Origin of the sequence: Marinobacter sp., from assembly GCF_052094685.1 — a bacterium.
In the GTDB taxonomy this organism is placed as follows: Bacteria; Pseudomonadota; Gammaproteobacteria; order Pseudomonadales; family Oleiphilaceae; genus Marinobacter.
The window spans coordinates 21363-40422 of the sequence record NZ_JBQDKB010000002.1; the positions used below are offsets into that span (position 1 = coordinate 21363).

A 19060-nucleotide genomic window follows, 5' to 3' on the forward strand; every position below is an offset into this window, starting at 1 on the left:
CTGCTTAGTGTTCGGTTTCGTAGCCATAGTTTTCAATGATAGCCCTGGCATTGTCGCCGCGCAGGAACTCAAGCCACTGGCGAGCGGCCTCGTTATCTTCGCTACGGCTCAGAAGAATAGCCTGTTGATTGATAGGGGAATAGTAGCTTTGTGGAATCAGCCAGAGTGAGCCGTTTTTTTCATCCCATGCACGCACCTGCGAGAGAGCGACAAAGCCAGATTGCGCATTTTCGGTGGCGACAAACTGGAAGGTTTGGGCAATGGAATCACCACGTACCAGACGGTCCTGTAAGGATTCCCAGAGATTTAGTTCAGTAAGCACTTCCTGGGCGGCCAAGCCGTAAGGTGCAGTCTTTGGGTTTGCAATGGCCAGTCTGGCAAAGCCACCGGACTTTAGCCAAACTTTCGGGTCTTCAAACGTGCCGGGTTCAGGGCTCCATAGCGCCAGTTTGCCACGGGCGTAGGTGAACCGAGTGTCTGCTACGCCTTGGCCGTTCTCCTCAAGAAGCTCGGGCCGGCGGCTGTCGGCAGCCAGAAACACATCAAATGGCGCGCCGTTATCTATTTGTGCATAGAGTTTGCCCGTGGAGCCATAGCTTGCGACGGCTTCCAACCCAGTGGCTTTGCCAAATGCCGCAATGAGATCACGTGTTGTGTCGGTAAAGTTGGCTGCCACCGCAATACGAACATCGGCAGCGTGAGTAATGCTGCTGAATGCCAGGAGCAAACACAGTGTTGCGAGTTGGGAGTAGCACTTTTTGAGCACGAGCATGGATTATTTTCCTTATATCCGTTTGAATATAGCGGAATAAATAATATAACCGCCTGTGGCCGGATACAAGAGTGTTGGTTTTTTTGCCGTGAGGCTTAAGGTGCGGGCGTTTCGCTGAGCAGGGCGGCTAAGGCGGCGAGTTCTGGGCGCTCGCCTACGGCTTTTTCATATTGCCGATAGAGCGTGAGAACTTTCAGCCCTTCTGCTGAAAGTTCTGCACCGCCCCCTTGAGTGCCCCCAGTGGCGGTTAGAACCAGAGGTTGGTGGAAGCAGGTGTTCATGGTGTCTACAAGCAACCATGCTCGCCGATAGCTCATTTTTAAAGCCCGGGCGGCGGCAGAGATCGAGTGGTGTTGCTGGATCAATTCAAGTAGTCGGGCCTTTCCGGGACCGAAAGCGATCGTATCACCGGTTTTTAATCTTAGCCTGGGAACCAGGCGAGGTTTTTCTTCAGGCATCAGGTCTATTCCCCGGAGCAAGCAGCGATAACACATATTCCCGGACGTCTCCGGAATTGGTTTCATTCAGCATCTCGTGTCGACCCCCCTCGAACAACCGCAAGCTTGTCTTCAAAACGCCGGTTTTACGGATGTTCTGAGCGTGACGGGTGATGCCTTTGCCCAGTTCTCCAACCGGGTCGTCGGAGCCGGAAAACAGATGAACAGGCAGGTCTTTACGCCACTTCGAAGGATCAATGCCAAGCATACCTTGAATGAAATCATGCCACAGCCCTGTGGTGCATTCGAACCCGCAAAGAGGATCCGCTACATACTGGTCTACCTGGGCAGAATCTCGACTTAACCAGTCGCAGGTTGTTCGATTGGGTTGAAAAAGGCGATTGAACTTACCGAAGGTCATTTTTGCGATGGTCGGGCTACGATGATGGTTACCGTATAACCGGAGGATGCCGCTGATCAAGGTTCCGGAAGCCCACAGTTGGGGGCGGTGAATTCGATTGGTGGCGCTCAGTATCAGGCAGTCCACGTATTCGTGAGTCCATAGTAGAAATAGGTTTTTGGACGTCGCCGGCCGGGTACTACCGTATGCAATTGGCACGCTGGCGTCTTCATCAATAAAGGTTCCGAACCATTCTCACATGAGCTCGTGGAGCGAGGCATGTCGTATCACGATCTCGGGGGTAGCGATTTACGCCACGGTACTATCGGTAATCGCTGTAAACCTTGCTGAGTAACTGCAATTGCGGCTGCCACTGGTTGAGCCAGGTTTGTATTTCCTTTGGTATTTGCGCTGGTTTGGGCCAGGGCACTGGGTAGGCTTGGGGCTGAAACAGAGGCGCAAAAAGCGCAGCAGCTGTGAGGTCTGCGCGGGAGAACGACTCGCCTGCCAGGAACGGCTGCCGGCTGTATACCTCCGCCAATTCGCTGAGCAGGCTTTCCAGCACTTTTCTGGATTCTACTGCTGTTTTCTCGTTTATTTTCATCCATTTCCGCATAGTTTCGTCTACTCGGCTGAACGCTAGGCTGAGCAGTATGCGGTTGTAAAAGGGTGTGCCTGCGGTCAGTAGTGGCACCACAATTTTCGGGCGTTGCAAGAAGTGGTGGTAGGAGTAACAGCGAACTGCTGGGCCTGCTTCTTCATCCAGGCGCTTTTCCCACGCAAGTGCCTGAGCTTTTGCAGGCTCATCTACCGGCGTAAGCGGCCTGTCGGGGAAGGTTTTGTCTAGATAGTCGAGTATGCTGGATGACCCCTGGATCACCTCGTTATCATGTATCAACACCGGCACAGAAGTGCTCGCGCCGCTGGTAACCTTCTGTACGGTGTTTAGGTGCTGCCCCGGTAGCAGGTTTGTGATTTCATGGTTCAGATTTTTGTAATCCAGTGCCCAGCGGATTTTCTCGCAGTAGTGGGATATGGCGAATTGATAGAGCCTGAGAGCCATGCGGTGCCTCCTGAGTGATGGGCTTCAGCATAGCCTTGAGCTAGAAGGATAAAAAGCGGCATGACCATATGAGTTGTGTGTTTTTAACGGTTTCCCGGCCCCTGCAATTGGTTTTCCTCGGGCTTATCTTTAAGATGCCGCCATTCCATTCATATTATAACCATAGGTTGTGTCCATGTACTTACAGCGGGTTTTGATGACATCTGTCGTCGCAACAGCCGGGCTCTTTCTTTCTGCGTGCGCCACCGGGCCGGATACGCACGTGGCTTCAGGTAGTTATCAGTGTGGCCAGTTGAGCGTCGATGTTGCCAGCTCGAGCGACAGCGACCTGCTGGGTCTTGATTACCAAGGCAGGCGCCTGCTATTAAAGCCTAAAATAAGCGCTTCTGGAGCGCTTTATGTGGCCCCCGGAGATGATGAAACCAGTTTCTGGAGTAAGGGTGAGCGGGCAACGTTTACTGTAGAAGGACAGGCCTACCCGGAGTGCTTGCAGGCAGGCGCATTGGAAATGCCGTTTGAAGCCACGGGCAACGAGCCATTCTGGCATGCCCGAGTTGAAGGTAAGGAGCTGTTGTTTAATCGCCCATACGAAACTGGAGAGCCAGAGACGGTTCAGCTCGAAACGGCCGTTGCTAATCGGCACGGTCGCGAGTTCCGTGGTGAGTTGGACGGACAAGAGGTAAGGCTCAAGGTTGCCCGCCAGTTGTGTGAAGATAATATGTCTGGAGCTCAGTTCCCGGCGCAGGTTCGCCTTGAGCTGAACGGAGAGGTTTTCCAAGGTTGCGGTGGCGACCCAGAGCGCTTGTTCCGGGGAGCTGAGTGGGTTGTTGAAGATCTGGCCGGTACCGGCATTATCGACCGATCCAGGATGACTGTTGAGTTTTTTGACGAGAACCGTTTGGCGGGTATGGCGTCTTGCAACCGTTACGGAGGCCAGTACGAGCGTACGGCCGAAGGTATGACCTTCGACTATATGTTCGCAACGAAAATGGCCTGTGCGCCTGCGTTGATGAATCAGGAACAGCGTTTTCTGGAACTTATGTCCGACGTGAAGCGAGCGAATATTGGTCGTCAAGGAGAGTTGGTGCTGACAACGTCTAAGGGCGAAGAAATTAAGGCCTTTCAGTCCACGGAAAAGTAAAGCAGTCAGTAACGGTATAGAGATTCCCTGAGCTGAACGTAAAAAGCCCGCAAGCTGGAAAAGATTCCGGCTTGCGGGCTTTTTACGTTAGCCGGCGCTGATACTTTATGCCGGCGAAGCCTCTGTTGGAACCAAAGCGCGAGTCAGATCTTTCATGCTGAGGCTGCCCACTGTCTCGCCGTCCCTTACCACTCGGAATATCATGTCCGTGTCGCCGCCCGACCGCGAGAGCACTGTCTCCAAATTGTCTTTTTCGGAAAGGTCTCCAGCGTAGTCTTTGTTGTCGTCTCCGTGACGTTCCATAATGGAGCGTACCCGCAGTACCCGTGCCCGGTTTATATCGTTTATAAAGGCAACAATATAAGGGTCGTTAGGGTTGAGCAGGATGTCCTGAGGATCACCTTGCTGCACCACCTCACCATCTTTGAGAATGACCAGGTGATCAGACAGTTTCAGTGCTTCGTCCAGATCGTGGGTGATGAACACGATGGTTTTTTGAAGCTCTCCTTGAAGTTCCAGTAGCAGGTCTTGCATGTCTGAGCGGATCAGTGGATCCAGCGCAGAGAAGGCTTCATCCATCAGCATAATGGGCGAGTTGGATACCAGCGCTCGGGCTATGCCAACGCGCTGCTGCATGCCGCCAGATAGCTGATGAGGAAACTGGTTTTCGTTGCCATCAAGACCCACTCGAGCAAGCCATTTAGTGGCCTCACCTTCAAAATCCGCAACGGTAAAGCCACGAATGTTGCGAGCCATGCCGGCATTCTCGAGCACGGTTTTGTGTGGCAACAATGCAAACTTCTGGAACACCATGGACATCTGTTCCCGACGAAGCTGGCGGAGCTGTTCTTCGTTCAGCTCCAGAACATCCGCGCCATCAAGGTGAATTTCTCCGGCGGTGGGTTCTATCAGACGATTGAGATGGCGAATCAGCGTCGATTTGCCAGAACCTGAAAGCCCCATAATCACGGTGATCTCACCGTTTCGGATATCCACGTTGATGTCTCTGAGCCCCAGAACGTGGTTTTGCTGGTCCAGCAGATCGGCTTTGTTCATGCCTCGCTTTACGTACTCCAGGGCCACGTCCGGCGTGGGCCCGAAGATCTTGTAGAGGTTTTTGATGGAAATTTTTATATCATTTGCCACGTTTTGTCCTCACTGCTTTTGGGTGGCATTGATGCGTGCCAGAGAAGCTTTGGTAACCCGGTCAAGAATGACGGCCAAGATGACAATGCCGAGGCCGGAAACCAGGCCTACGCCGAGTTCCAGGTTGCGGATGCCACGAAGCACCAGAACCCCCAGGCCAGGAGCCGAAACAAGAGATGCAATCACAACCATGGCCAGGCTCATCATGATGGTCTGGTTTACACCGGCCATAATGTTGGGCAGAGCAAGCGGGATTTGAACCTTGAACAGTTTTTGCTTAGGAGTCATGCCAAAGGCATCGGCGGCTTCGATCACATCTTTGTCTACCAGTCTAATACCCAAATTGGTAAGCCTTACTACAGGCACAATGGCGTACAGAATGATGGCGATGCCGTAGAGCTTGGATTCAGTCACACTGAACAGGAAAATCAGCGGAATCAGATAGACAAAAGGCGGCAACGTTTGAAGCATGTCCAGCACCGGAATCATTATTCGCTGCATGGTGTCACTTCGCGACATGCCAATGCCGATAGGCACACCAAGAAGCACGCATAAAAAGGCGCAGACAAAAATGATGGCCAGAGTTTGCATGGCGTAAACGTAGTAATCAATGAATGCCAATAGACAAATGCTGGCGCCCACAAACAGCACCAGTTTCCAGGATTTTGTGACCAGAAACACGACCGCTAACATGATCGGGATAATGATCCACCAAGGCGTATTGAGCATGCCGTAAAGTGCGCCGTCCAAAAACCAGCTCAGTGGCTGAGTCAGTGGATCAAGCACTAAGCTGAGGTTGTCTTTTACTGCCAGAAAACCCTGTTCCAGGCCTTTCGTAAGTTCTCGGGATTGCGGAAATGCGGCACAGGAGTCGTTAAGGGCATCCATGGATGGAAAAGGAACGTCCCACAGGGAGTCTGGCTCTGCATTATTGCCCTTAGTCTTGGCCAGTAGGTCGGCCATCGACATAGGGCCATCTTGTTTACCTTCCGCGCACCAGTCTTTTAAACCCAGTGACGAAAACAGGGAATCGTAGGTTGCCATTAGCGTTTAGCCTCTTCGGCGTAGGGTATGTCATACGCCACAGAATTCGGTTGTGCTCATTATCAAATATGCCCGGGGTAGCGTTCTTGCGAATACCAATCCCGGGCCAAGGCGGGCTAATCAGTTTGAAAGAATGGCCGCAAGCTTCTTCTTGGCGTCGTCGCTCAGCCAAGCAGACCACTCATCACGATTGTTGCTAAGGAAATAAACCGCAGCTTCTTCTGCAGAGGCGTTATTGGAGTCCATCCATGCAAGCAGTGCGCTCATGGTGTCTGTTTTGAACGTCATTTTGCTCAGCATCTCAGCCACTTCGGGCTCACGATCCTTGAAGTCGGTGGTAACCGACGTGAGGATAGGCGCCGCAGGAAACTCGGAAACGCCGGGGTTGTCAGCATCTGCGGTTTGGTTCTTCTGGTGGACGTCTTTCTTGTATTCGCCGAGCTTTACTCGCGTCATGTCGAGTTTGCCGAGGGGAACCGTTGGGCCCCAGTAGTAGCCAAACCAAGGCTCTCCGTCTTGAACCGCAGACGCCATTGAAGAGGCCAGAGTTTCGCCGGACCCGTGGTTGAAGACCTCAATGCCAGACTCTTCAAGATCCAAAGCACGAATCAGGTTGTCGTTGACAATCCTGCAGCCCCAACCGTCAGTACAGTTGTTAAAGCGTGAGCCGACCAGTTCAGGGTTGGCCATGATGCCTTCGATCGTTTTCAATTCCGGGTGCTCTTCTGCAAGGTAAGTGGGAATCCACCAACCTTCGACACCACCGGGATCAAGCACTTTGCCAAGCCGCTCAATCTTGCCTTCTTCTTCCAGGCGCAGGTAAGCGTCGCCTGCAGAGTTGAGCCACAATTCGGTCACAATGTCGGGCTCGCCGTTCTCGGCAACAGATGTCACTGCAGGCACAGTGTCTGAAGGTACAACCGTTACATCACAGCCATAGCCTTGTTCCATGATGAATTTGGCAACGCTGGTGACTACCGTGTTAGAGGCCCAGTTCATTTCGGTGATGGAAACTTCGCCACAGTTGGCTTGAGCCATGGCAGGTGCTGATAGCGCGCATAGCAGCGCAGCAGACGTAAGCTTTCGCATAGTCACTTCTCCGTTTTAGGTTGGTGAATTCTGGTGGAACTTTTTTTTGTTGTTTTGCTGACTTTCTCACTGCTGAGGGGAAGTAACCGAAAGAGGCTCTTCGGATTGCGGTTTTTATGCAATTCGGGAAATAGGGCAAAGCGGTTCATCTCGGTTACCACGTAGCTACAAGAATAAAGGTCTTGAGCCTAGTTACAAGGTTTTAACGAAAATGCGTCATTTCTGAAGACGTATAAAGACGGCTGCAGGGGCTTCTTGGCGGTTGCTTGACGCAACCCTTTTTTCGGGCCAATCTCTCGGTTGTTCGTTACTCTGAGTAACCGCTGATTTGTCTGGAACGGAGCTGAAAATAATGAAAATTTTTGAAACAAAGACTGCACCAAACCCTCGCCGCGTTCGCATGTTTATGGCAGAGAAAGGGCTGCTTGAGAAAGCCGAGTTTATCGAGATTGATCTGCAGAAAGGTGAAAACCTGACACCGGAATACATCGCACGTAACCCCATGAAGAAAGTGCCGGTTATGGAGCTGGATGACGGAACCTGCGTCTCCGAGACCATGGCCATTTGCCGTTTCTTTGAAGAGAGCTATCCGGATACGCCTACCCTTCTAGGGAATACGCCAATCGAGAAAGCGACGATAGAGCAATGGGTTAGGTGGCTTGAGTTTTACTTCTTTTTGCCCACGGGTATGTGTTTTCAGCATACCAGCGGTTATTTCAAAGACAGGATGAATCCCATCCAGGAGTGGGGTGAAGATTGCGGTAAAGGTGTTAGCAAGTTTATGGCATTCCTCAATGACCATCTTGCTGATCGGGAATATATTTGTTGCGATCGCCTTACAGCAGCCGATATTAACGCGTTCACAACGGTCGCGTTCGCCAAGGTGGTGAAGATTCGCATTCTGCCGGAGCAGACGCACCTTCAGGCATGGTATGACCGTATCAACACCCGTCCGTCTGCACTGGTTTGATGCTGTGTTAGCCTGTCTCAACTGATATGCATGACACCAAGGGAAAACATATGGAATGCGCACTGCTTGAGTGTGTTCTGGGTTCGATTGACCGCGCAAATCGCGTAGATGCCAATCAGGAAATGGTCGGGGGTAAGTCTTTACCCAGAGAGTATGCTTACAGCCTGCACATGACCCGGTGGTTGTATGAACTGGAGCCTGCCCCCTCAGAGCGGCTGCAGATTGCCTGTCGGGCCCAGCACATCGAGCGCTGGAAAATGCCTCGCAGTGACTACCCTGAAGGCCGAAAATCTTATTATGAGTGGCGTCAGGCTTGCGGGCGCATGCATGGCCGAAGGGCTGCGGAAATCATGGCCGAGTGCGGTTATCCCGAGAGTGAGTGTGAGCGGGTTGAGGTGATTTTAACCAAGCGGGAGCTGCGTAAAGATGCCGATACGCAGCTTTTGGAAGATGTTGCCTGCATGGTGTTTCTGGAGAAATACTTTGCGCAGTTTTACGCTGATAATGCGGAATATGACCGGGAGAAATGGCTGAGGATTATTCGCCGCACCTGGGGCAAGATGACCCCTCGGGGCCATAAGGCAGCGTTGCGGTTGGCAGACAATCTACCCCAGCATCTGTTGGCTATACTGCAGGGGGCTCTCTCTGAAACCGGCGAATAATCACGACACTTGAGGCGCGTGCAAGTGCTGCGTATGATTCTTGTTATCATTTGATAGTCGGTTTCAATAAATGGCTTGCTCCGCCAAACACACGTCTAAAATCCTAATCGCCGAAGAAAACACGCATCTGAACGAACAGTTGGCCGGTGAACTAACCGCTCGAGGGTACCGAGTCGTTCAAAGCTATCAAGGCGACCAGGCTCTGGTTGCCGCACTGGAGCAGCGGGTGGACATTATTCTGCTGGGTGCTCTGTTGCCAGAATTGGATGGTTTTGACGTGTTGCAGAGGCTCCGCAAAACCTGCCAAATCCCAGTAATGATGTTGACCGCCTGTGATGCCGAAGATGAGCGCATCCAGGGTTATCTGCGGGGCGCCGACGACTGTCTGTCCAAACCATACAGTGTTATCGAGTTGTCCCTGAAGATCGAGGCCCTGCTGCGCCGCACCCGTGGCAATATTGATTACCGCTCTGAACCGCAAACCACTCTCAGTGGGAGAGCTGCAGCTGGATCGCCAAATCATGGAAGTATCCTTTCAGGCATGCTCAGTGAGTCTGACCCCCATTCAGTTTCGTTTGCTCTGGATTCTGGTACTGCATCAACGAGAACCCCTGAGCAAACCCTACCTCTATCAAGTGGTGCTCGAAAAAGAATTTAGCCGATACGACCGCAGTCTGGATATGCACCTGAGCCGCATTCGCCGCAAGCTAGTGAAGGCGGGCGTGGCTAGCGACCGGCTGCAAACCATTCACGGTAAAGGGTACTGCTTCCTGTAAATGGCATCCCGGCTCGTGCGCGCTCCAATCCTCAGCACAGATGTAACAAATGTAAAACTGATTCCCTTGGCGACACAAGTTATCGAGAATGCTTACCAAATACGAATGGTTATCAGGGTGGAGTATGGTCGTTATGGCAGTTTTTTTCCCGGTTGCACAACCAGCACAGTTTCGCCGCAGTGCTTTCTGGTTGGCTCTATTAGCCGCTCCCTTGGCTCACGCTGAGCCTGTCAGCCTGGATCCGATTCAAGTGACGGCCGAGCGCACAGCAGATGCAGACACCGTTGTGGATGCCCAGGCTTTAGAGCGGTTTCAGGCGGATGATCTTGAAGACGTGTTTGCAGGTGAGCCGGAAGTGAGTGTGGGTGGTTCTGTGGGTGTGGCCCAGAAGGTGTACGTTCGCGGCTTCGAAGATCCATTGCTGAATGTCAGTGTGGATGGTGCTACTCAGGCCGGCGTTTTGTTCCACCACACCGGTCGAGTCGCGGTTGATCCGGATTTGCTGAAGCGGGTTGAAGTTGAAACCGGTGCAGGCAAAGCCACGGCGGGGGCCGGTGCACTGGGCGGTGCCATCCGTTTTGTGACCAAAGATCCCGAAGATCTGTTGCGTGACGGTGAAGACGTGGGCGCGCTGGTTAAGCTGGGTTCCTTTTCGAACACCAAAGGTTACAGTGTGAACTCCACGATTTTTGGTCGCCTGAACGACCGGTGGAGTACTTTGGTGTCAGTCAGCCAGAGTGATCACGAACGTTATGAAGACGGCAACGGTGATGAAGTGCCCGGTACGGATGCTCGCCAGCAAATGGGTATGGCCAAACTAGTGGGGCATTTTGGCAACGGCCAAACCCTTCGCCTTAGCCGCGAAGTTCGCACCGATGAAGGCGAGCGGCCGCAGCGCCCACAGTGGGTAGTGAGTGGCTTCAACAAACTCTACGATCTGGACGGTCGCCGGGACACCACCACATTGAACTACGCTGTCGCGCCGGAAGGGAATCCGTGGGTGAATACCGAGTTCACCTTGTACCAGGCCGAATCAGAAGTAGAGCAGAATGTGGAAGACCGCTGGGGACGTTATTACGGCTTCAGCCGCAGCATCGGTGGTGATTTGCGCAACACCAGTCAACTGGGTGAGCACAGCCTGACCTACGGGGTCGATTACCGCGAAGACAAGGTGAATGCCGGTTATGCCGCTGATAAGCGAGCGGAAGAAGAAAGTGGCGATGTTCTCGGTGTTTATCTGCAGGCAGACCTATGGCTCACCCAGCAATTATTGCTCAGTACCGGCGCCCGCTACGACGACTACAGTCTGCGCGACAATAACGAACAGACGTTCAGTGAAGACGCGGTTAGCCCGAACGCCAGCTTGGCCTGGCACGTGTTGGATGGCCTGACCCTGAAAGCCGGCTACGCCGAAGCCTTCCGTGGGCCCATGCCCCACGATGCGTTCAAGTTCGAGGGTGCACAAAATGATCCGGATTTGGAAAGCGAAAGGGCTAAGAACACTGAAATCGGCTTCGACTATGCGTACCAGAACGTCACCCTGTCGGCCGAGGTGTATCGTTCTGAAATCAAGGATGCTATTTCTGATCCGATGGTTCCGCGTGCTGCCGTCTATGAGAATGTTGGTGATCTAAAATCTGATGGCTACCGCATTGCAACCGGTTACCAATGGAACGCTCTGAGCGCAGGTTTGAGCTTCCACAGCAACGATGCCGAAGTGGATGGCCAGCCATTGACCGTGTACGAACATAATCTGCTGGGCAACACCATCGGCGACACCTGGGTGGCCGATCTTGCTTACCGCTGGAACCGCAATCTGGAGTTTGGCTGGCAGGGCCAGTTTGTTCAGGGCATCGACAATCTGGAAACCTCAGTGGGCACGATCGACAAACCTGGCTACGGCGTGCACGACCTGTTCGTGAACTGGCTGCCCACCGGCAACGAAGATCTGCGCCTGACGTTGACGGTCAAGAATGTGGGTGACAAGCAGTACCTCGACCATGCCAGTAATGCCGATTACGAGCACATCGCAGGGTATGAAGGGGTGGTTGGTCTGCCCGCACCGGGCCGGGATGTCCGCCTTGGATTGGCCATGCGTTTCTGAGCCAACTGATGTTACACACCCGAGTTCGCTGACTCCAAGGAGACTGTTATGCATTCTATGAACGCTCATGTAGCCACGACTAACCCCAGCCGTTTGATTAACCGCTTGTGCAAACATTTCAGCCACAAGATCGAAGCCGAGTGGAGTGAAACCAACGGGTTGCTCACCTTCTCCATCGGAGAGTGCCGGTTGAGTAGTTTAAACGGGGTGTTGGCACTTGAGTGCCAGGCTCCTACGGCAGAAGAATTGGAAGAACTGGGGCAGGTGGTGGCTTCCCACCTCATCCGCTTTTCTGCCGATGAGGTGGCCGAGGTTCAGTGGAACCCCGCGACCGCTTGAGGCTGAGTGCCGTGCTCTGCCAGCACCTTGCGTAGCTGGCGGAGATCGCTGTTCAGTACCCGGTAGCTGTCTGAACCGAACCATTCCAGAGACACGTCCATGGCGATGCCTTCTGATTGCCAGGCCCCCAGCTCCGCCAGTATCGGCCTGTAATCACAGGCGCCTTCCAAGACCGGCACCATGCCTTCACGCGTACCCGCGGGTGAATACACGTTGGCGGGGGCAAACACACCAAGCTGGCTGTGTTGTTGAATGTTCTTGAAGTGACAATGGTGTACCCAGGGTGCCAGCTGCTTCAGAGCAACCAAAGGGTTCGCACCGGATTCCCAGACGTGTAGCACGTCAAAGTTGATGCCCAGGGCCGAGTGGTCAATGTCGCTCAACAGTTCGAGGGTGGAGCCCACGGTGTCTGCCAATGTGCCCGGGTGAGTTTCCAGCATCAGCGACAAGCCTTCATCGGCCACGCATTGGGTCAGTGTTTTTAACCGTTGGGTCATAGCCTGGCGTTGGCTGGCCGAAACCTCATCACTGCCTAATGGCCCTGCAAAGGTGCGCACCTTGTTTGCGTGCCAACGCTTTGCCAACCGACAGGCCTCGCGGGTTTTGCGAAGCGCTTCCGCCTCACTGCCATCCAGCGGCAGGTAATCGCTAACCATGGGAATGCACAGCCCTTGGCGTTCTATCCACTGGCCATCCAAGGCGGGTTGCCGGTCCAGATGGCGCGCGTGCACGGCCCAGAGCTCAATACCGTCGAAGTCGTTGCGTTTGGCCCAGTCGGCCAGCTCCGGTAACGACACCAAATGGTGCCGGAATGAAATGGTACACAGGTGAAAACGGATCATCACAGCACCTCCAGGGGGGCATGTTCGGTATCGGTTCGTGGCACACCGATGTTGCGGTAACGCTGCCAGTCGTCGAACAACCCCAGCAGGCTGGCTTTGATGGCGAGTTCCCGCTCGTCTTGTTCATCCAACAGTTGCTCAACGCTGGCCAGCAGGTCGTTATTGCCGGACATCACCAGCTTCAAGGCGCGGAACTGGATCTGGGTGTAGGTTTTCACCAAACGTTCGATGTCTTCACAGACCGTTTCAAACCAGGGCGCGCCTTCCGCTTGTTTGCCCTGATCTTCGAGCAGCCAGGCGAAGGCGTGTTCATAGGCGTACTTGCGAATCGCCATCACCGGAATTTCCCGGAAAGCATGGGGCAGGTGCGCCAATGGCTGGTTGGCGTCTGGCCCGATGTGGGCGTGAAGGATGCGCGTCAGGGCATCAGTGAACGGGTTTTGATTGGCCTTCATGCATTGCGCGAAGTAGGCGGCAACCGTTTCTGCCGGCGTGTGGCGTATGTTCAAACCGTCAAAATAGAAGCCACCGGTGGCGGCCGGAGAACGCACCGATTCCAGAATCCGGGCTTTCGGCAATACCCCTTCCCAACGGAAATCCGGGTCAGACATGAACCATTCATCGGGGTTGTCGGTGGTTTCCAGCATCACGTAGTGCGGAAACGGATTCTGGTGAAACTTGTTTTCCCGCTCGGGCAGCCGATACAAATCGAGCATCACCATGACCTGCCGGTCCGAGGGGCGGTTTTCCACCAGTGAAACCAGCATCTGAATGTTGGTTTCTTTGTCCGCCTCATGGTTGTACCAAGGTTCAATGCTGATGCCGTACAACAGCTTGTACCAATCGCGGAATTCGTTATGGCGGGTGTGGGGCGAGTGGTACGACAGCTCCATTGCATCATTCACCGAAAAATCGGCATCCCAAACGCCGAAGTAAAACGGGCGGTGGTCTACCCCGGGCGTGCGTTTGATGATTTCGCACACGCAACTGACAAAACAGTGCACCTTGATCACAGCGACGGCTCCTTGTGGTCGTTAGCAACCAGCAGCCCGGCCAGATCGTCGACGGTTTCCAGTTGGTGGGTCAACAAGGTTTCCTCCGGCAGGTTGAGGGCGTGTTCCAGCTCAAGATGCACAATCAGCTGCAGCAGCATGATGGAATCAATGGCCAGGTCGGCGTTTAGCCGGGCACTGCCCGCGAAGGCAGGCAGTCGCGCGTTGGGCAGATGCTGTTGCAGCACCGCCTTGATGGCAGCGTGGCGGTTGGTGCTCATGCGGGCACCTCCGCAGCAAGGGTATTGGCGGGCGCTTCGCTCAGCAGCCGTCGGCTGACCTTGCCGTTGGGCAGGCGCGGAATGGTTTCCGCCTGCTCGATGACGACGGGCACCTGATGAGGCGACAAGTGTTCACGGCTCCACTGTTTGAGCTGATCGATATCCAGCTCAGAATCGGCGACGAAGCGCAGGCACACCCGTTCGCCGGCAAAGCTGTCGGCTTGCTTGTAAGCCACTGCTTCGCGAATGCCCGGGTAGCTCAGGTACACGTCTTCCACCGCGCAGGGGTATACGTTGATCCCCGCCACGTTAATGGTGTCGTCGGTGCGAGCCAGAAAGTGCAATTGGCCGTGGGCGTCGAAATAACCCAAATCCCGGGTATTAATCAGCTGGCCACTGCCTTTGATGGTAATCAGTACGTCGTCAGGCTGCTCTGCGGAGGTGCCGGCATCCAGTGAGACATGGGGCAGGGGCTTGCCCAGCAAGCCGGGCACGGTCACGTTTGCCGTGAGCGCAACACAGCCGGCCTCTGAGCAGCCGTATTGCTGGCACAGCCGTTGGCAGCGGTCCCGAAGCTGATTTAATACCGGGGCGGGCAAAGGCGCGCCGGACAGCATTACGGTATGCAGCGTCTCGCTTGGCGGCAGTATCCGGATCAACAAGCTGACCAGTGTGGGGGAGGCATAAAGCAGATGTTCCGGCACTGAGCGCAGCCGGGACAAAATGAACCGGGGGTTCAGGTTGGTCACCACATGGGGTGTGGCGCCCCGTTCCAATGCCGCCAACACGCCACAGATCAAACCGTAAGAATGGGTGACCGGGCAGGCCACCACCGGGGTGAGTGGCTGCGCCTCGGTGAAATGGTCAACGTAGGCCGTGAGTTCACGGTCGATATCCCGCCACGAGCGGGCAATGGTCTTGGGCTTGCCGGTGGTGCCAGAGCTGAGTTGAATCAGCTCGCCACCGTTGCTTTGGGCCGGATTTGTGAGTGCTTCGAAGGCTTCGGGAGCGGCATCGCGCAGGTTGTCCCCGAACAGCAAATGGCTGCAGCCGGTGTCTTTTGCCAACGTTTGTGCCGCTTGCCGGGGCGTGCCGGGATGAATAGGCAGCACGCTGGCGCCCAGTGGTTTCAGCCAAAGGCACAGGGCCAGCCAGTGGGCGGTGTCTTGTAGGCAAACCGCCAAGCGGCAGCTAGCCAGGTTCTGAAACGGCCCCGAGCCGACCAGTGGCGACACAATGCGGTCGCAATCGTTCTGGCTGTAAGGGGTGTTATCAACATAAAACAGAGGGGTGGTCACGAAAACCTCGTTTGCTGGTGATCGGTGAAAGAAGTCGTGAAACCGGTCGGGGTGATGGCCAAAGGATTGGGAACCCAATGGCTCACATTCCCGGTGTCCGGTTGCAGTTTTCGGGTCAGTAGTGATTCGGTTTTTTGTCTTGGTTGGGCACACCCGAGCTGCGATAGTCGGCGTTGAAGCTCCGGGTGTTGCTGGGCGTATTGGTCCAGCAGCTTGCGCACCTGCGTCCAGAACCGGGTTTCTGAAAATCCGTAGGCGTCTTCGAGCAGCAGCGCCAATTCGCTGAGGTTGTAGATGAACAGGGTATCCACAGCCAGTTCTCGCAGGGCTTCGGGGCCGGTCATCCGGTAATACAGATCATCCGGTGCCTGGTCGTAACCGGCTTGGCGTTCGCCCAGATCCGGCTCTGGCGTGGTGAGTGCCAGGTAGTTGCGGGCGTACTCCACACTGTCGTGAAAATCCCGCAATAAGAGCGCGTTGGGCCAGCCCTCACGTACAACCAGTAGACTGTTTTGAGCGTGGGCTTCAAGGCCAACGCCGTGAGCGGCCAGCATGTGCCAGACTGGCAGAATCAGGGCCGAAAGTGTGGCGTTCAGCCAAGGTTCAAGGCCGTACCGCTGTACCCACGGCTGGATGAACGGCTGGCCGTCGGGCTGCCATTGAAACAGCGCATTCAGCGGTATCGCCTGTTCGCCCTCGTTCAGCCGGGCACTGAGGCTGGTGCGCCAGATAGCGGCCAGCTCGCCTTCAAGCAGGTGTTGCCCGGGCAGTGTGCCGGGCTGCGCGGTAAAGCTCAGGCTGGCGTATTCCGGCAACAGCCGCAGCGGGTAGTCCCGCGATAGCCTTGGGTCTGATGCAACAATCGCTTCCAGCCAGCGGCTGATGGCCGGTGCCGATGGCACGGAATGCGGCTCCAGATGCCGGCGGGACGAGGTGTTGTGAATGCCCAGTGGCAGTTTGATGCAGGCCTTGTCGGGGCGATTCATATTGAACAGCGAACGCAAGGACTGGCTGGGCTGGTAGCGGTCGCCTAATGGCCCGAGATCGCGAATGTCGAAATCCTCAAGCTGTTTGGCCAGTGGCCCGGTACTGAGGTGTTGCCATTGCCAGGGGTGCATAGGCACTGCGCCGTAGTCTTGCCAATCAATGCCCACTCGATGAAACGCTGCGCGCAGCAGAAACGCCGTTTCCTCGCCCAGCTCTGCCTGCCAGAACGCCAGGTCTGACGCGGGCAGCTGGCTGTCCAGATAGCGGCGGGGTATGGCCACCCAGTACAGCCGGAAACCGGTGCTGGCTTCCGGGCTGTAGTGCATTAAATCGTCGGCCCCAAATCCCACCCGGCTTTTGAAACATGGGTGATAGGGGTGCCCCTCATGAATGGCCCGGTCCAGCGCTTCGCCGTGCAGCGAGCGCCGATCGTGCAACGTGCGGGTTTGATGGCTGTTTCGAAGTTGTTCTTCGTTAGCGATGGTGGCGGCCAATTCTTTCAACAATACCTGGTGCTGTGAGCGGGAACCGGGTAACTCCTGAATAAGCGCCGGTAGGCTCACCGTCACCGGGCGTTGATTGCGGTAAAAACTCAGGGTTTCGATGTCCAAACGTACGCGGCTGAAGCCCCGAACCCGGCCCCGGCAGCGAGCCTGCAACGTGCCCACCGTAAAGTTCAGCCACTGCCAGCCTTCGCTGCGGGAGTCGGTTTTGTAACAGAGCACCAGGCCTTCAAACAGCAAGGCCTCCAACAGTTGTCGAAGCACCCGTTGCTGCGGGGTTTCCGCAAGTGCCGCCACCGAAGCGGGCTCGGTCACCGGGTTACGCAGCTCCATGGTGCACCTCAACGGCTTGTTTGCGTAGCTGGCTGGGTAGTACGGATTGCACACGGCGGCACAACGGGTTGGGGATGCTGGTATACACCGCCATTTCCAGCTCGGCGTTCAGCTCATCGACATCGTGCACACGGGTCAGCAGGTTGCCTTTGTAGGGCAGGCAGCTGTCTTCCAGCAACGTGGCCACCAACGGCCGGGCCGGGCCATCAAGGCGCGCAAGCTCCGACTGCAAAAAGCCGCGCAGCTGGCGCAGCAGAACCGCCTCTGAAACCAGCCCATCCACGCCAAAGCGGGCAATTACTGAAAACAGCTGGTTCACAATCAGGTAGTAACAGAAGCGGTCGCGAATCATCGCATCCCGATAGAACAGCTCCGGGGTATCGCGCACATCCGGGCACAGCGCTGTCAACGACTCGCGCCGGCTTTCCGACAGGTAGTAGCCTTGGTTGTCCCGGTAGTAATAGCGGTCCGGGTAGCCGCCGCGGATGTCCAGAAGGCTGTTTTGTTGATGGGCTTCCAGCGCAATGCCGTGTTCGTCGTAAAGCCGCAGCGCGGGCGCAATGGCGCAGGCAAGGTAGTGCTGGAACCAGTCCTGACTGACTGAGGCCAGGCTGCGGTTTTCATTCAGCGCCACGCCTTCGATCAGGCTCAGCAACCGGGAATTGCGCCCGGGCATTGGGTCTTGAGTCAGCGCAGCAAGGCTGATCACGCCGTGATCCTGGCCTTTGGGGAAGGGGTTTTCCCGAAAAATCACCTCAAACCCGCTTTCGGCCTGCCCGGGCAGATTCACCGTCAAGTAGGCGGGGTCTTGCAGGATACGGAACGCCGGCTCACTCTCGGCAAAGCCGGTTTGTTGAATCAACCGGGCCATCACCACGCCGGCCCGCAATTCCGGCACTTTGTTGACCCGCAAAGAGTTGGTTACCTTCACCGGAATCGAGAACTTCAGCATCCACTCCGCTTGCTCGCTGTACAACGTGCGCACCGAAGACGTAGCAGAGAACTCCGGCCCCAGCGCCCCGAGGGGATGAATCACTCCGTCTTCAATGGCGTTTTGCACCGCCGGTTGCAGCAGCAACCACTGGGCCTGCAGCGGGTGGGCCGGTATCAGAGCGTGGTCGTCGGGCAGGTTTAATGTGGGGTGGCCGCCTTTGATCAGAAACTCCGCCATCGTGCTGGCGGGCAAAGGGGTTGCTGAATCCTCCTCCACGCAGGATTGGTGCACCATGAAGTAATGCAGCTGAAACCGGTTCGCCAGCTCCGGCGCGTAAGCGTCTTGCTGCCATTCCGGCATGCCTTGCCGGCTTTTCGGAGTGGGGTGGCTGGCGTGGCCAAACAGCAAGGATTGCTCAGCCTCAAGAAACCCGTTCTGGAGAAGGCGCGGGTCGTGTCGGCGTTTGGCAATGTAGCGGGTCATCACGCCGTAGCTGTCGGTCAGCCGGTGCAGCAGCTCCAGTTCCCGCAGTTTGCGCAGCTCTGGCACCATACCCGCTGAGCGGGCATAGAGTTCCCGCACCAGCAGGCACATGGCCTGAAAGGGTTCAATCTCGGCCCAGCAATAACGGCCGTTCAGCCACTGCTGTACTTTGCCGTAGCGATGCCGACCAAGATCAGAACGGTACACAATGTCAATGGCGAGGCGGGAGCGCTGGCTTTCAAGTGACAGCTCGCAGGCCCATTGGTTGGGCGTGCGGGCAGAGCGAGTGTTTTCACGCCACTGACCGGGATCTATTTCCTGCAGATAACCATGAAGAAAAGCCTGAAAGCTTGCCTGTTCGGCAATCGCGCGGGCGGACGGTCCCATGTCGACACTCCAAAGTCAGAATTTGGAGATAATCTAAATGAGAATTATCCTCAATTGAAATATATTTACATCTTTTA

The 19060-nt window shown here is 55.4% G+C and carries 20 protein-coding genes; 7 read left to right on the forward strand and 13 right to left on the reverse strand.

Going from position 1 to position 19060, the window contains the following annotated elements; translation table 11 throughout:
- Positions 1-4 precede the first annotated feature (4 nt).
- The 4 genes from modA to ACTH3S_RS00645 all read right to left on the reverse strand — a co-directional run bounded on the left by modA (position 5) and on the right by ACTH3S_RS00645 (position 2672).
- A complete protein-coding gene (gene modA, locus ACTH3S_RS00630) occupies positions 5-772 on the reverse strand; it encodes a molybdate ABC transporter substrate-binding protein (protein WP_441807079.1) in 768 nt (255 codons plus the stop codon).
- 95 nt (positions 773-867) lie between these two features.
- Positions 868-1230: a winged helix-turn-helix domain-containing protein gene (locus ACTH3S_RS00635; RefSeq protein WP_441807080.1), complete on the reverse strand. Its 363-nt coding sequence runs from the start codon at positions 1228-1230 to the stop codon at positions 868-870.
- On the reverse strand, positions 1223-1828 hold the full coding sequence (locus tag ACTH3S_RS00640) for a serine aminopeptidase domain-containing protein (RefSeq protein WP_441807081.1): 606 nt from the start codon (positions 1826-1828) through the stop codon (positions 1223-1225). The genes ACTH3S_RS00635 and ACTH3S_RS00640 overlap by 8 nt, the downstream gene beginning before the upstream one ends.
- Positions 1829-1931: 103 nt before the next feature.
- The gene (locus tag ACTH3S_RS00645; protein WP_441807082.1) at positions 1932-2672 is read right to left on the reverse strand and encodes a glutathione S-transferase family protein; all 741 of its coding nucleotides are present in this window, start codon (positions 2670-2672) and stop codon (positions 1932-1934) included.
- Between the two features lie 262 nt (positions 2673-2934).
- Between ACTH3S_RS00645 and ACTH3S_RS00650 the strand changes: the two genes are divergently transcribed.
- The gene (locus ACTH3S_RS00650; RefSeq protein ID WP_441807083.1) at positions 2935-3813 is read left to right on the forward strand and encodes an META domain-containing protein; all 879 of its coding nucleotides are present in this window, start codon (positions 2935-2937) and stop codon (positions 3811-3813) included.
- Between the two features lie 105 nt (positions 3814-3918).
- Here ACTH3S_RS00650 and ACTH3S_RS00655 read toward each other — a convergent pair whose 3' ends face one another.
- The 3 genes from ACTH3S_RS00655 to ACTH3S_RS00665 all read right to left on the reverse strand — a co-directional run bounded on the left by ACTH3S_RS00655 (position 3919) and on the right by ACTH3S_RS00665 (position 7092).
- Positions 3919-4959 (reverse strand): betaine/proline/choline family ABC transporter ATP-binding protein, encoded by a 1041-nt coding sequence (locus ACTH3S_RS00655; RefSeq protein WP_441807084.1) that lies wholly within the window; start codon positions 4957-4959, stop codon positions 3919-3921.
- Between the two features lie 9 nt (positions 4960-4968).
- Positions 4969-6003: an ABC transporter permease gene (locus tag ACTH3S_RS00660; RefSeq protein ID WP_441807085.1), complete on the reverse strand. Its 1035-nt coding sequence runs from the start codon at positions 6001-6003 to the stop codon at positions 4969-4971.
- A gap of 120 nt (positions 6004-6123) precedes the next feature.
- The gene (locus tag ACTH3S_RS00665) at positions 6124-7092 is read right to left on the reverse strand and encodes an ABC transporter substrate-binding protein (protein WP_441807086.1); all 969 of its coding nucleotides are present in this window, start codon (positions 7090-7092) and stop codon (positions 6124-6126) included.
- Between the two features lie 352 nt (positions 7093-7444).
- On the opposite strand from ACTH3S_RS00665, the gene ACTH3S_RS00670 reads away from it, so the two are divergent.
- From ACTH3S_RS00670 to ACTH3S_RS00695, 6 genes are all read left to right on the forward strand, one after another.
- Entirely contained in the window at positions 7445-8062 is a 618-nt protein-coding gene (locus ACTH3S_RS00670) for a glutathione S-transferase family protein (protein WP_441807087.1), read from the forward strand.
- Positions 8063-8112: 50 nt separating this feature from the next.
- A complete protein-coding gene (locus ACTH3S_RS00675; protein WP_441807088.1) occupies positions 8113-8724 on the forward strand; it encodes a DUF4202 domain-containing protein in 612 nt (203 codons plus the stop codon).
- A 70-nt stretch (positions 8725-8794) separates the two neighbouring features.
- A complete protein-coding gene (locus ACTH3S_RS00680) occupies positions 8795-9382 on the forward strand; it encodes a response regulator transcription factor (RefSeq protein ID WP_441807089.1) in 588 nt (195 codons plus the stop codon).
- On the forward strand, positions 9273-9500 hold the full coding sequence (locus ACTH3S_RS00685; protein WP_441807090.1) for a winged helix-turn-helix domain-containing protein: 228 nt from the start codon (positions 9273-9275) through the stop codon (positions 9498-9500). The genes ACTH3S_RS00680 and ACTH3S_RS00685 overlap by 110 nt, the downstream gene beginning before the upstream one ends.
- Before the next feature lie 133 nt (positions 9501-9633).
- Entirely contained in the window at positions 9634-11604 is a 1971-nt protein-coding gene (locus tag ACTH3S_RS00690; protein ID WP_441807091.1) for a TonB-dependent receptor domain-containing protein, read from the forward strand.
- A gap of 48 nt (positions 11605-11652) precedes the next feature.
- Positions 11653-11943, forward strand: coding sequence for a DUF2218 domain-containing protein (locus ACTH3S_RS00695; protein ID WP_441807092.1), 291 nt, complete (start codon positions 11653-11655; stop codon positions 11941-11943).
- Here the strand turns inward: ACTH3S_RS00695 and ACTH3S_RS00700 are convergent.
- The 6 genes from ACTH3S_RS00700 to ACTH3S_RS00725 are packed head-to-tail and all read right to left on the reverse strand — an operon-like array spanning position 11919 to position 18983.
- Entirely contained in the window at positions 11919-12785 is an 867-nt protein-coding gene (locus ACTH3S_RS00700) for a sugar phosphate isomerase/epimerase family protein (protein ID WP_441807093.1), read from the reverse strand. The two genes, ACTH3S_RS00695 and ACTH3S_RS00700, sit on opposite strands and share 25 nt — an antisense overlap.
- Positions 12785-13798 carry a DUF6005 family protein gene (locus ACTH3S_RS00705; RefSeq protein ID WP_441807094.1) on the reverse strand — a complete coding sequence of 338 codons (1014 nt, stop codon included), beginning with the start codon at positions 13796-13798 and terminating at the stop codon, positions 12785-12787. Before ACTH3S_RS00705 ends, ACTH3S_RS00700 begins: the two co-directional genes overlap by 1 nt.
- On the reverse strand, positions 13795-14058 hold the full coding sequence (locus tag ACTH3S_RS00710) for a phosphopantetheine-binding protein (protein ID WP_441807095.1): 264 nt from the start codon (positions 14056-14058) through the stop codon (positions 13795-13797). Before ACTH3S_RS00710 ends, ACTH3S_RS00705 begins: the two co-directional genes overlap by 4 nt.
- Positions 14055-15356, reverse strand: a complete 1302-nt coding sequence (locus ACTH3S_RS00715; RefSeq protein WP_441807096.1) for an AMP-binding protein — start codon at positions 15354-15356, stop codon at positions 14055-14057. Before ACTH3S_RS00715 ends, ACTH3S_RS00710 begins: the two co-directional genes overlap by 4 nt.
- Positions 15353-17179 carry an IucA/IucC family protein gene (locus ACTH3S_RS00720; protein ID WP_441807097.1) on the reverse strand — a complete coding sequence of 609 codons (1827 nt, stop codon included), beginning with the start codon at positions 17177-17179 and terminating at the stop codon, positions 15353-15355. Before ACTH3S_RS00720 ends, ACTH3S_RS00715 begins: the two co-directional genes overlap by 4 nt.
- Complete coding sequence (locus ACTH3S_RS00725) at positions 17166-18983, reverse strand: IucA/IucC family protein (RefSeq protein WP_441807098.1); 1818 nt, start codon at positions 18981-18983, stop codon at positions 17166-17168. Before ACTH3S_RS00725 ends, ACTH3S_RS00720 begins: the two co-directional genes overlap by 14 nt.
- Positions 18984-19060 lie beyond the last annotated feature (77 nt).